Source organism: Gimesia maris (genome assembly GCF_008298035.1).
Lineage (GTDB): Bacteria > Planctomycetota > Planctomycetia > Planctomycetales > Planctomycetaceae > Gimesia > Gimesia maris.
The window spans coordinates 3,306,688-3,320,170 of sequence record NZ_CP042910.1 but is presented as its reverse complement, the minus strand read 5'-3'; the positions used below and the strand labels follow the sequence as shown (position 1 = coordinate 3,320,170).

Sequence of the window (13,483 nt, the reverse complement as noted above, 5' to 3'; positions counted from 1 at the left end):
CCCTGTTTATTAGAGAAAAGTAGCCGAGTATAGGTTGAAAATTATTTTTAGTTTTTTTTGTAACCTTCCTATCGAGTAGTGAATTCGAAAATAATGTTTTCAAGTATTCAGGAAAAGAACCAGATCTATGAAACTAAAACGCTACACAGAAGAACAAATCCCCTTCACTTTCAGTAGTATGAGTCCGGTACTGCGGTGGCGGAGATCGTCAGGAAGATGGGGATCACCGAACTGATATGTTACCGCTGGAATAAGAAGTATGTCGGTCTGGGCGTCGCTGAAGTCAGCAGACTGAAGGAGCTGGAAGAGGAGAGCCGGAAGCTCAAACAGCTGATGGTTGACCTGAACCTGGAAAAGAGCAGTTCCAGGACGTTCTCAAAAAAAACTGTTAAGCCCGCTCGTCATCGTGCTCTGATTCAGGAACTACAGGTTATCGTCAACAGTGGTATTTCCCATGATCATCCTATGATCCGTTTGAAGTCAGATGTTGGATTCAAAAAGCGTTATTTAGATTCAGATAGCCCAAGCCGTGTTATACGACTTGGGCTATCTGCGAATCAGATGTTGTCAGTTTGCAGGGGCCGTCATACTACCCGGATGTAGGGACGGATAGCAGCGATTTCCCGAGCCGTGTAAATTTCTCAACTGATCCGACCCCACCTCCCGACTCGTCATCAAGATTGAAAGAGTAAGTATGAAATTCTTAAAAGTGCATTAAACTTATTCGCTTTCCACGAGAGAACGGCTCCCTTCAGGAGCAGGAGCGAACAGGTTACAGTAAGTATCCAATGCCAATTCTCGAAAGCCTTCGGGAATGCGTGAGCCCCATACGGCATCGTATTCATCTCTCAGTGGCACGTACTCAATCACAGCATTCAAAAAATAGTCTTGTGTCATGTTTGAAAGTTTTTCCATTTGAGATAACAGGCAGTAACAAAATAAGGGTGACAGTTCATCTTTCTCAAAAACAAGAGTGTCAAGGACTGCGCTATCTATAGTGCATTTACTAAATTTCATCTTACAATTTATTCCAGTTCTGGCCTTCTGAGTTTGAGATTGCAAATTTATGACCATAGTTTTTTCAAGATCATCAGCTTGACTGTCATAATATTTCTCATATCGTTGAAATGCCTTTTTACCAAGTAGTTCGCTTGGACTAAGTGGCTTGTAACGTTTCTCTGATGAATAAAACTGCGAATCGATGAACAATTTCATTGGAACGATTCGAGATGTCAGTAAACGCGCTAAATCAAACCAAATCTTTTCATCGCCGTGCCCATAGGTTAGATTTCTGCGCATCCAATACTGAGCTCGCAATTTATTAGCGAGTTGTTCCCAAAGGTATTGAGGGGATGGGAATGTTTGTCGATTATTCATTTAAGTCCAGTCCTTTAAAATGTGATAACAAGTGTCAGTATTTATGGAGTAACAGTTCAATCTTCCTTGTTTCTTGACGCTTATCAAACCTCTTTTCTCGAGCCACGCAACGGCTCGTTTGACCTGATCGCAGGTCAATCCAGTCTTCAAAGAAATGTCTTTCTGCTTAACGCAAATCCAGCGCCGATGTTGTTCCCGGATAATTTCTGCAGATGCTGCTGCCAGGTCTTCCGATATGCTGGGACTCCGGCTGGATAACTCATTCAGGAACAACATCATTCTGAGTGCAGACGAATTGCTAACGCTTTGCATAAGCTGAATCGCGGAGATCGAACACGCCTGAGTGCTCTGCGCCACAATGCCCGGTTGCCATCCGCAGTTATGTAAATACCTCAGCACAGATGCATAGCGTTCAATACACCTTGGCTGGCCATTTACATTCCACCGGATCTGACAATCGTCGTTCGATCTCTGTAAGAGGAATTCAGCATTGTGCATGATCAATCCCCCCTTAATGCGATCGTAGGGGAAAACCATCCCAACTGGTCGTCCGCCATTTTCAGATGAAGCATCAAGCAGGCATTCTTCATATTTCTGAGCAGCAATCGTTTTCTGAGGCTTGGTCAACACTTTTCCCGGTCTACAGGATGTATGCCACTTTAGCTTGTAGAGGTTTTCATAAACTAAGTAGATCGGCATATTCCAGAAGACAGATCTGAATCCCTCGAAAGTAAGCCGACTCATTGGACAGCCTGGGGCAAAGCCAGCCTTGCGAACACGAGGTTTGCTATCCGTTAAGCCAAGTATCTCAAGCGAGAGTGATACCAGTCGGGTTTCCCTTTTGATCGCGTCTCGCTCAATATCATCTAGACCAAACATGAATCTCTCCTGTTGGAATCGATCCATCGACCAATCCGCCAAATGGCGGTTTGGCCTTCCGGATCCTGTTGATCGGGGAAAACACCAAAAGAAAACAGAGCATATATTTGTTCTTCTTTCTCCCGATCAAATAATGAAATCCCGGCACATTGACGGCGAAGCCGAGATGTGCCCTGTTTCTGAGTAAGTCTTTGTATGAACTCTTAGAAAGGTAACTCTTAGTTATGTTTCCGCCATTTGGCGGGTTACCAGCTGACCAACCAGCCAAAGAGCGGTTTCCAAGTTGCCATCTGGCAGGTTGCAAACTGCAATAGGTGCTGCTGGAACACCTATTGATTGAATCAATCATTTTTCTTCATTCCTTGCTTTTTGATATTCGCTGGCGATCTTTTCCCAGATAATCCAGATATGACGCTTTCGTGAGCCGCCGAACATTTTTGTCTTCCAGTCAATAAGACCGGAAGATTTTAAACGCTTGAGTGATTTCTCAATCTCGTCCTCTGTTCGATAGAGTTGTTTGCCAAGTTCTTTCGATGACGATGCATTCCATTTGTAAAAAAGTTTCTTGTCCGGTCTGGGATCGTACCCAGACAATTTGATCCAGTAGAGAATTTGTGACAGAGTCAGAGCGTCGGTAGCATTTCTGGTTATAGACATCACATATTTGGGGACGTAAGTGCCACGATCCACATCTTCTGGATCGAGCTGCTTAAGGAACTTTTCACGAGCCTCCTCATTCAATGTGTTCTGAGGTGTCTCTCCTTTGTGGAAGGATGTGTAAGAACTTCCGTATTTATTGTCGTCAACGTCCTCGAAGAGATCCTCAAGGACTTGATTCGATTGTCGAGGGGAAATAATTCGAGATGTACGCCGCTTCTTTGTGGTAACATTCAGCTTCCCGTGGTCTGGGTTTTGAGTTAACATATTCCTTGCTTTCTACGAGCGTCGGCACGTGGTTTTAGAGGCATGTGTCGACGCTCATCTTTTGTAAATGTGATCTTTTCAAAATCGCTTTCAGAGCTGTTTTATTACACGATGATGAAAGTAAATAATACTATTTAGATTCTCCCCGATCCGGGTATCTCATCCCATGCTGAATTATCCATTCAGCTCTCCTTTGACTGGCGTCAACTTTGTCGATGTGGTCTTCGCATCGGCGATCACGATTTGTCTCGAATAATCTGCCATGCTGGTGCGATTTAGAGCCGCGGCCACTCTGATCAAATCATGTTGTTCTTGTGAAACGTAGAACTTGACTAACTGTTTAGATTTCTCTGCATTAATCATTGGATCTTTCCTTCAGCTTGTTCGTTCGCGATCTAGAAGCCCCCTTGGCTCCAACAGACCTTCAGCATGACTTTCAAACCCATCGTCACGAAGGTCAATTTGGAACCGGTGGCACAGGTGATGACATAAGGTGATGTGGAGTAATGGCTTATGGTGATAAAATATTTTTTAGTCTCGTTTTAATTTCAAAAATGGAAACGCATTTCTGTCACATTTTATGAGTCACGCGGATGACGGCAGAAAAAAGGACCAATCCAGAGCCGAATTTGGCTCAGAAGATGTCATTAAGGCATCGAAGTAATCGGTTGGATAGAACTTTTGAAATTCTTCAAACAGGCTGGGCTAGAGCGGCGATGTCCAGGCTTCTTAAGTAATAAACAACCTTAGAAACAATCCTTTATCAGGCAGACTCCAGTGCAGTGTGTCTTTGCGATTAGAGAGATGGTTTAAAATGAACACAAAAGGACTTATGTTCATTGACAGGGAGAAAAAAAAGCATACATTCAGTCAGTGCAGCTGTTTGTGTATTTTCAGTCGTCGAATTAGATGGAGTTGCCACCAATGACTAAGGACATAGTATCTCGCATTCACGTTGCGACACATCATTTGACTCGCAAGATTGCTCAAATGGTATACGGAATCGATCAGGCCAATCAATTGAAGGCCGGCCTCGAAGAGATAATCGCTAGAATGGACAGTGACATCGCGGAAAAGGTTTCACAACTTGAAGCTCATGCCGAAGAATTTGGCATTGATGAGGGATCTAGTATGATGATTGAGCGGTATCGTCACGACATGAACGCCCTGCGTGAGAATGCCACCGAGCTCCAACCTCAAGTTGAAGAAGCTGCCGCAAATCTATTCGCCTACAATATCGCACTCGAATCGCTATGTACGTCATTGCTTCAAACTGCTCGCCAACTAATGGTCTCTGCTGGAGGTGGCAAGAACAATTGTGCTGATGGCCGCATGATTGGAACTCAATCGCTTAAAGTGGTGATTTGGGAGGCCCGAAACCAATCCATTCACTACGACGAACCACCTCTACGTCCACATGTTCAGAGTTGCTTTGATGTCTTGGCCAATGAATTCGGCCCTGAATTTGATTTGGCTGCGCATCCGAATAAAAACCTCGCACCTGTTGTAATTCGTCATTTGGGGTGGAGCGACATATTTACATTTGAAACAGACGTTCGACAAATTCTTAATCTTACGTGATCAAAATGTTTGCTGGCAAAACGGTGAACGTTAGGACTCAGTGCAGTCATTCCTGACATTGGCCTTCTAACTTTTGTGCTTTTGCTTTGTATGCATAATAGATATATAATACCCAGTTCAAGCGCCAGCTGACCCGACACGACGCTTGGTTGCTGTCTGCAAATGCGGGGAATACGGGTGCGGCTACACGGCGTGCCACGTTCACGACGACCGCTTGAAGGTTCACATGCGCGACTACTGGACCAGCAGACAGCAAGCCAACACAAGGGTATCCTTTACATTTGACTCCGCGAATTACCACGCTGTAATCGATGAGATCGTCGCCGAGGCTCGTCGATTTCACTCCGATTTAGGCAGGTAACACCGAACGAGAGCCCGCCGCATAACAAATCGATGAACCGGAGCCGGTTATAACCGCCCGGCACGACCGTCGTGGTAAACTCATTCGTTACTTCAGACGTCCTGTAATTCGACCCATTTCGCGAAATGGCAATGGTCGAATAGTACCTGAGGCTAGTGCATGGGAATGACGGTACGCACCGCAGGTCGTTCAATGTCATTTTCGGGACCTAAATTGTGTTGGCATGCGTGAAAACAAGAACAAATAGTAGAACGAGGGGGCATTCCAGGGTATCATCAAGCGAACTGACTTCACGGGCGGTCGAAACCATCTATCTGGGACAAGTCAGCTGGATATTTTCGGCATTAGAAAGCAGTTCAACAGACACCAGCAGCCTAGACGGTCACAATGAATAGCAGAACCATTATCGTAATCTGTCTGATCTTCGCGGCTTTCATGCTGGTTGGCGTATTCGGCGTTGGCCTTCTTGCCTTTCGATTTTTTCGTCCCACTGTTGTCAGCATGCCGCCAGAGTTGAAACACCCATCTATCGTAACCGGACAGGATTTTCTTGAGAAAAAAGAATTCTCTACGATCGCGGTCACAGGGAAAGTCACTGATATTGTTTATATGACAGACTCTGAGCCAGAGATCGCTGTTGCCGGCGAGAAGGGATATGTCCGACTTTCCCCCAAAGGTGTTGAGAAGAGTTCGCTCACATTCCATTCTCGAAACACGCATGTCGACCTCATTGACGTCGATAAAGATGGAACCTTTGAGTTCTTGAATCGAGGTGGGGAGGGTTGGCAAGACGCATCACTGATCGACCACACCGGGCGGACCTTGTGGACATACGGAGGTTCGCCTGCCGTCAATGATATGGATGCTGGTGATATGGACGGGGACGGGATTGCCGAGTTTGTTGTAGGGCACAATGGAAGTGGTGGAGTTCACCTGCTCGACAAAACGGGACGTCCACTCTGGAAACAGTCTGATGGAAATGTCTGGCACGTTGAATTCGTTGATACAGATGGCGACGGAGCTGTTGAAATTGTCCATAGTAATGCAGGTGGAGATATCACTGTTCGCGATAAGAAAGGCACGATTGTCAAACGTGCTAAACCGGCGGCCTACTTTTCAGATTTTTCATTGTGCCGTTGGCCGACGAAGAAAGATTCAGAATCGTTGCTGCTTGCTGAGAATGACACTATCTGGGTGTTTGACTTCGACGGAAAAACGGTCGCCCAGTTTGACGCTCCAGGTTGTGGAACGCTCGGTCATGCATACGGTACCCTGGTTAAATTTGCGAATGAAGAACCGGAATATCTTGCCGTTGTTGTTGAATTCGATAATTGGCAGCGTTCCGTATTCTACGTTTACAAACAGGATAAAACGCTGGTTTATCAGGAGGTCCTGGGCGAGCTATGTGCCTCGATCTCTACGATCCCCGACGGGGAAGAAGCCGAAATGCTCCTGTTAGGCGGCGCAGATCGGATCTGGAAGTACTCGTTGATCAAGCCAGGCGGGAAAGAGCAGCAATAGTTCAGATTCCAGTGGCTACGACCTGATCCCAACTTCTCAGGTCTTTTCTGATTCAACCCGCTGTTATGGATACTCCCCAAACACTTTTGCAGGATCAGTAATTGAAATAGAGACAGCCAGACGATTGACTCATCAGAGATAAAGGCATTAATTTGAATTGATGTCTATTTTAACAGATTATCTGCGAGTCTGATAATCAAGCTAACCATAGTTATCCTAAAGGAAAGGCCGCTTGAGCACGAAGATGCCCGAAGAGCAAAAGAAAAGTCGAAGACCAGGGCGGATTTGTCCGGTCTGCAAAGGCACAGGCTTGGACAAGACATCGCATCGCCGCTCGACCGGCGGGCACGATGATCGGTCTTGTCGTTACTGCCACGGCGAGTGCTATATCGACGAGGATGACGAGAACACATCACAGCATGACGACACAAGAGCCTAACGATGCGCTGCAGCAAACCCGGGCATTCGCGTTCGGGTTGCAATCCACGCGTCCCGTAGACCGGGTCGCTGAGCTTAGGACGTTATGAATTCAAATGAAACGGAAGAAATTATATGCCATTGCATCCTTACTCTTGATCGCCGCGATTTGGTTTGGTGCGGTTGATTGGTCGTGGTTCGTCTATGAATGCCCCGACTGCGGCTACGTCAAAGATGTCACACAATACCGCGTCTTTGAGATCCCCGTTCACGAAACTGTTTTCGAGTACCCGTCAAGGAGTTTGGGCGATTCGCTGCAGATCTTCACCAGCTACAATCGTGATTTCAATATCTTTGAGGTTTTCAGTTTTGTTTTAAATTTAAAAAGTACTTTCTAAGTTGAGTTCATGTCCCCGTGAAACGTGAGCAGCTCAACCTTTCTTTGCGACGGCTGTCTTTCCATCGACCTGTTTCCGGAATACTCAGGGCGATCCATGCCTGCGATCAAACATTTTAGTGGTTACTTTTGCTTTAACACCAACTGCTGTTGTAAGTAATCTGAGATCGACAACACTAAAATTAGGACCAACTGTTGTTGTCAGTAATTGGAGCCAAGCACCACCAAAAGGATACAAACAAAATCGCACCCAAAAGGATACGATATACACAAAATAAACAAGCCGTAACTCGTTGTGAGTTACGGCTTTATAAGCACGCCCGGGTGGATTCGAACCACCGACCTACGGATTAGAAGTCCGTTGCTCTATCCAGCTGAGCTACGGGCGCTGAAGTTTCCTGATAGACCCCGATTGTGTGAATCATGTTCGCTGCAGTGGGACTTCAGGACGTGCTGGATTTTAACGGGAAAGTACTTTCATTCTCAATACTTACAACACTGAATGAGGGACCGGAATTGAAAAAAATCCACTTCGGCGTTGAGATCGCTCCAAAACCACCTCCGCATTTCAGCATATATGCAGACAAAGCACGATTAATATAATCAATCAGGCGTGGAAATGTTAATCGGCCTGCTTAACCAGTTCGTGAATCCTGTTGATCAGAATATCTTCGGTACCGCGAGCCCAGCGACCCGGCAGATTGTAGTAGATCATCGAGAAATCAACTTCATAGCCTCCTTCGTCCCGCATTCGTTCAGAAGCAACATAGCCGAAGATGTCATTGGCATACGCAGTCACCCAGACCGCATCGCTGTTCAGTTCTTTTTTGAGCCGGAGCGCATAGTCCACAACGACTTCACCTCCCAGAAAGATCATCGTCAGCTGATTGCCGAACTTCCAGACCTGCACCGGAGCAGGGTAGCTCGTCGGCAGCTTACCAAATTCCTCAAAATGCTTGAGCATGTTGTACGCATGCTGTCTGACCTGGGGCCGCCGATGATCCAGCGTAGTTTTCGGTCCCTCTTTCGCTGGAGGATCAAAGGGAAGATCGGCTTTACCGAAAGCGGTGCCCAGTGGAGCGGTGATGGGCACCGCCGGTTGTTTGAGCAGACGGGCAACTTCCACTGCAATCGCCCGTCCGTGACCAATCGCCAGGTCGCGGGCGACCTCTTTGTTTCCGCGAACCGGATTCTGGTCGGCACCACAACCGATTGTACAGATTGCGATGATGTCTCCCTGTTGTTCTTCAATATATTTTGCAGCATAGCCGGCCCAGTCCCCATTCAGCCGATTGTAATCACTGCCAAAGGTCGTGCAATGACAGGCGTAGTTGAATATCACTCCCCGCAGCTTACCATTCGCCTCGGTGACTTTCAGAACCGGCAGACTGTGATCCACGGGTCCATCCGGATTCACACCAAACCCGGTCCATTTGCCATTTTTCAACACACGTCGATTCTGTGCAAAACCGACTTTCCCTGTCACAAACGACAGTGTTCCCGGCTGCAGATCTTCAATCGCCCGCCCAATCGTCTGGACAATCCGCTGCTCGACGCTGTTCCAATACTTTTGTGAAGCAACGCGTTGCGCCTCGGTCATGGGCGTGGCAAAGATATTGGATAGTCCTTCGACGGGTTGCGGTGCAGTATGTGAATGTGTGCTGCAGAGGACCAGTTGGTCGCGACTCAAACCATACTTCTGTTTAACATGTTGCGCAATACGGTCTGTAAGACTACCGGCAAAACCGATCGAGTCAAGTGAAACCAGCGAGCAGATTTTCTGTTCTGGCGTTTTAATGGCGATCGCGCGAACGAATAATGGCTCATCGACTCCTTCATACACAACGTCTCGATTTCCATACCCCGAGAGTCGAAGCGGTGTCTCCGGAGTAATTTCTGTTCTGGCAAAACCGAAGGAGAAGGGGAACTCAGCGGCAGATGCATCATTCGCCCTGAACAGACCGGCTGCGAATACAAACGGCAGACACAGCAGCCATGGCAGCCATGGAGGAAATCTTTCAGTCATCGGAACCTCCTCAAAACCCAGACACAATTCTCAAACAGAGACATAACAGGGATTATGACCGGAAACCGCCTGCATGGGAACCAGTGCTCCCTCAGATTTTGGAGATTGTCTTGACCTCTTATAAAACAACAAAGCCCATTGAATGAGTATTGTCGCGCCAGAAACACACTCTTCAACGGGCTTTGTTGTAATGTAGATCGCGGACTGGTTTGTGTTTGTCTGTTTATTTTGCTGTTTTCCTCTATGAATTTCTGGTGAGGAATCTCAGGTAGATCTTGCTTTTCTGACGTCGGATTTCTATCAACTAAACAGTGTCCAGTTTTACGATAACGTCTCCAGAGCCATTTAGAGCGAGTTGATCAGAGTGAGAGACTCTACGGTGAAATGTGATGCGCTCTGGTATTCGCCAGTTTTGTAGTGGGTATTCAAAACGGTATTTTTCACTCTCAAACTCATGCTTCATTCCATTGAACTCGTCGGAGAACAGACTGCGTTCGCTAAAAGGAGATATTGCCGATGGCCGGAGTAACGGTAACCTGCCCGCATTGCCAGAATAAGTTGAAACTCAAGAGTCCTGATCTGCTTGGGAAAAAAGTGAAATGCAATTCATGTGAAACACCGTTTGTGTTGAAAGCCGACGGCAAAAAGAGATCGAAGCCAGCCCCTGATAAATTCGAAGACGACTTTGGTGAATTCGATAACTCTGTGATGGAACGCGCCCGCCGCGCCCGTAAACGGAAAGGAAAGTCAAGTACCAAAAAAAGTACTGCATCAGCAAGCGAGAAGTCTGCCAGGTCAGCCAAGAAATCGGAAACGAGTATACCACTTCCGCTATTAATTGGTGGCTGTGTGCTGGGAATGTTGATCACGGGGGGACTGGGGTACTTTGTGTTAAAATCGAGCAGTGCCCTCAATGCCGGGCAGGTAGCCGCCGACAATGTAGAAGTGCCACAGAAATTCGATAAATTCTCGCCCGAAGTCGGTGATATTGGCTGTGAGTATCCCGCAGGCTGGAAAGTTAAAAACGGAGGAGGTCAGGGGGGAGTACAGAGCTGGGCCAAATTTATTTCACCGGATGAAGAAATCACCATTTCCATTCGCGGGAACATGGCCGGTTCTGCGTTGGGAAGTGCCGGGCTCGCGATGAATCAGGGAGGCGATGCTGAAGACATCGAGCCCCCTGTAGTTGGCATTCACCATTTAATGAAACAAAAGTTTGAGGACGATTATTCCAACTATGAAGAGCTGGGTAACTACACATTACTCAAAACCAAAATGGGGGATGCCTGCCAGTCAATCTTTACCACGAAAAGTCTGCTGGGCGGAAAACAGAAAGGCTATCGTGTGACACTGCTGACAGGTCGGGTACAGTTTAATCTGGTCTGCCTGTGTGATGACGGAGTCTTTGATAAAATGCGGCCCGTCTTCGATCATGTCGTCGATACGGTGTACGAAAAATAATTTACGGGAACTTCCGGTTTGTACGTATTACCATTAATCACCTCAATTCTCGAACGATGGTATTCAGTCCCCTGGAGATGCGTCATTCAAAGGGGGATACAGTCTAGCCCCAATGCCAGGCGAACTGTTTCTTGAAGTGATGGTAGTACAGGCCAATCATCCTCAGCGCGACAATTTCCAGGTAAAGCAGGACCGGTATCATGAAAATGACGACGACAATACCGTGCTGGGCAGCGATATAGGCAGTAAAGAAATAAACCACCGTCGAGACGAACATCGCGCCGGCTGTAAAGAAATAAGCGGCGAATGATTTAAGTATCGTGAGCAGCATCAGATCAATCCGGAGCACGGTTTCAAAGCCTCCCACGGCCACACAGAGCGCCAGGATCGGCCAGAAAAACAGTCCCGCACTATACAGAGAAATCAGAATCGCGATCTGCCCTCCCGTCAGTAAATCAGTCAGTGCTTCGTGATCGACTCCAATCATAAAGATTTTCAGCAGCAGAAAGCCTTCGAAGTTGACGGCGTAAGCCAGAAAAAGCATCGCAGGAAAATGTACCATGAACCAGGTGGCAATCCACTGCAGCATTGGAAAGAAGAAGCCTTCCTCGGGACTTAACTCGGGAAGTTCTTTGCGTCCTGTAGCCGATTCGTAGATGACGCTGAAGCGATAATTGCTGTACCAGCCTAGAATGATCAGTTGCCCAATCAAACCTAAAATCGCGGCGAAGGGTAAAATGATGTCTTTGGCAAAGAGCAGCATGCAGATCAGGACGAAGGTAAACAGGTTGCCGGGGTCAAGCAGAAACAGAAAAGTCTGAACCAGATCCTGCGTGTAGTTATTTTCTTTTTTAGCGGTGACCGGTCCATCTTCATCGCCGTCATACTTTTCCGCCTTGACCATCGGTTTGCGTACGGGACGTCGAATCGTTCTGGCTTTCGCCTCCTCTTCGACGGCGTCATCGAGCAGTTTCGAAAAATCATCTCCGTCACCGAATTCTGCTTCCAGTTCAGGAATTTTTATGGTTTCGCCGCACTCTTTACAGCGGAGTTTTTTTCCTGCTGCTTCGTCCTGAACCTTATAATTCTTACCGCAGATTCCGCAACTGATTTTGATCGTCATCCTGGTCTCTCATCAGAAGAAGCATATATTTTGTCGGCTGTTTTTTTCTTAACGTTTCAGAACATCATGAAGATCAAATTCTTTTCGGATATTCTGTTCCCCTATACAACCAGCATCCTACCTGTTCGCGTGACGACCTGCAGCACCTTATTCTGCAATTCAGCAAACTTCATCAGGTTTTCCTGATTGTGAAACAGGTCATCTATTTCTTCCGCAGTAGACTCTTCTTGAACTATTAACACTTCGACAATCCTATTTTTAAATAAGGGTGATAAATACTCACTCAAGAATAGTTTCTCTAATGAACCTTCCTGATCAATTTGATCTTTATGAAATGGAATGTCCCACCACCGCCTCACTGAGCGCAACAGAAGTCATTCTCATCCACTGAATAAAACTCACTGTTTCAATCCGACCGCATTTTTCTCTAAGGAGATTCTAACGTGCTGCAACGTCAACGAAGAACTAAAGGATTTACCCTGATTGAACTGCTGGTGGTTATCGCCATCATCGCCATTTTGATCGCTTTACTGCTACCAGCAGTACAACAGGCACGGGAAGCCGCCCGCCGCAGCTCCTGTAAGAACAATGTCAAACAGATTGGAATCGCCATGCACAACTACCACGACGTGCACAACACGCTGCCTCCCGGTTACCTGGACGACGATCCTGCCGCCAATGTGACTAATCATAACCTGTTGGGTTGGGGCACATTCATTCTGCCTTATGTTGAGCAGTCTGCCCTTTACGATTCTATCGGTTCGGCAGGTGGTTTTAACAACGACTGGACCACTATCCCGGAAATCACAACAGGAACGGCGACTGTGACGGTTCCTTATTCCAAAATCAAACTAAGCGCCTACATCTGTCCCTCTGATCCCATGGGAGGCATCAATACCGATGTCGGTGGATATGGTAAATCCAATTACACCGGAGTTGCCGGAAACACCTATAAAAGCTCCGGCTCGACCAAGCCGACCGGTTCATTTTACGATAACTCCAACGTCGCTTTCCGGGATATTCGCGATGGTTTAAGTAACACTATGCTCATCGGCGAACGGGGAACGGAAGGCGCCAAAAACGGCACCATCTGGATCGGTAATTACTCCGATGCCGCCTACTATACACAGAACGCAATCACCTCACCAAGCAGCGCTTATTATGGCATCAATGGAACCGCTGGTTCCTGGAACTTCACCAGTTCCCACACCGGAGGCTGTCACTTCCTGTTTGGTGACGGGGCGGTTCGCTTCCTCAGTGAAAACATCGACCTCGCCACCTACGGCAACATGGGATACATCGCTGACGGAAACGTCATCAATCTGCCTTAAGCTCAGCACATTACTTTAAAAACTGATGGAGTGCGTCGTCCAGTAGGGACGGCGCTCCATCTTCTCACTCCTACTCACATTAATA

10 protein-coding genes, 1 tRNA gene and 1 pseudogene are annotated in these 13,483 nt (G+C 47.0%); 5 read left to right on the top strand and 7 right to left on the bottom strand.

Annotation, left to right across the window (positions count from 1 at the left end):
* Window positions 1-189: 189 nt before the first annotated feature.
* A pseudogene (locus GmarT_RS12380) lies at window positions 190-603 on the top strand (transposase); the annotation flags it as partial.
* A gap of 117 nt (window positions 604-720) precedes the next feature.
* Here the strand turns inward: GmarT_RS12380 and GmarT_RS12375 are convergent.
* From GmarT_RS12375 to GmarT_RS12365, 3 genes are all read right to left on the bottom strand, one after another.
* Window positions 721-1,377 (bottom strand): hypothetical protein, encoded by a 657-nt coding sequence (locus GmarT_RS12375; protein WP_002646202.1) that lies wholly within the window; start codon window positions 1,375-1,377, stop codon window positions 721-723.
* The gene (locus GmarT_RS12370; RefSeq protein WP_044237626.1) at window positions 1,378-2,256 is read right to left on the bottom strand and encodes a helix-turn-helix transcriptional regulator; all 879 of its coding nucleotides are present in this window, start codon (window positions 2,254-2,256) and stop codon (window positions 1,378-1,380) included.
* A 345-nt stretch (window positions 2,257-2,601) separates the two neighbouring features.
* On the bottom strand, window positions 2,602-3,180 hold the full coding sequence (locus GmarT_RS12365) for a hypothetical protein (RefSeq protein ID WP_002646204.1): 579 nt from the start codon (window positions 3,178-3,180) through the stop codon (window positions 2,602-2,604).
* Between the two features lie 924 nt (window positions 3,181-4,104).
* Here GmarT_RS12365 and GmarT_RS12360 point away from each other — a divergent pair.
* A complete protein-coding gene (locus tag GmarT_RS12360) occupies window positions 4,105-4,761 on the top strand; it encodes a hypothetical protein (protein ID WP_002646206.1) in 657 nt (218 codons plus the stop codon).
* A gap of 748 nt (window positions 4,762-5,509) precedes the next feature.
* Window positions 5,510-6,643 carry a hypothetical protein gene (locus GmarT_RS12355; RefSeq protein ID WP_044237632.1) on the top strand — a complete coding sequence of 378 codons (1,134 nt, stop codon included), beginning with the start codon at window positions 5,510-5,512 and terminating at the stop codon, window positions 6,641-6,643.
* Window positions 6,644-7,772: 1,129 nt separating this feature from the next.
* Here the strand turns inward: GmarT_RS12355 and GmarT_RS12350 are convergent.
* Together GmarT_RS12350 and GmarT_RS12345 are read right to left on the bottom strand one after the other, a co-directional pair.
* Window positions 7,773-7,846, bottom strand: a tRNA-Arg gene (locus GmarT_RS12350).
* A gap of 233 nt (window positions 7,847-8,079) precedes the next feature.
* Window positions 8,080-9,483 (bottom strand): neutral/alkaline non-lysosomal ceramidase N-terminal domain-containing protein, encoded by a 1,404-nt coding sequence (locus GmarT_RS12345; protein ID WP_002646209.1) that lies wholly within the window; start codon window positions 9,481-9,483, stop codon window positions 8,080-8,082.
* Window positions 9,484-9,999: 516 nt separating this feature from the next.
* On the opposite strand from GmarT_RS12345, the gene GmarT_RS12340 reads away from it, so the two are divergent.
* Window positions 10,000-10,944 (top strand): hypothetical protein, encoded by a 945-nt coding sequence (locus tag GmarT_RS12340; protein WP_002646210.1) that lies wholly within the window; start codon window positions 10,000-10,002, stop codon window positions 10,942-10,944.
* 103 nt (window positions 10,945-11,047) lie between these two features.
* Here GmarT_RS12340 and GmarT_RS12335 read toward each other — a convergent pair whose 3' ends face one another.
* Window positions 11,048-12,067, bottom strand: a complete 1,020-nt coding sequence (locus GmarT_RS12335) for a zinc ribbon domain-containing protein (RefSeq protein WP_002646211.1) — start codon at window positions 12,065-12,067, stop codon at window positions 11,048-11,050.
* 101 nt (window positions 12,068-12,168) lie between these two features.
* Window positions 12,169-12,309 carry a hypothetical protein gene (locus GmarT_RS29505; RefSeq protein WP_155367875.1) on the bottom strand — a complete coding sequence of 47 codons (141 nt, stop codon included), beginning with the start codon at window positions 12,307-12,309 and terminating at the stop codon, window positions 12,169-12,171.
* Between the two features lie 201 nt (window positions 12,310-12,510).
* Here GmarT_RS29505 and GmarT_RS12330 point away from each other — a divergent pair, with 201 nt between their 5' ends.
* A complete protein-coding gene (locus tag GmarT_RS12330) occupies window positions 12,511-13,398 on the top strand; it encodes a DUF1559 domain-containing protein (RefSeq protein WP_002646213.1) in 888 nt (295 codons plus the stop codon).
* Window positions 13,399-13,483 lie beyond the last annotated feature (85 nt).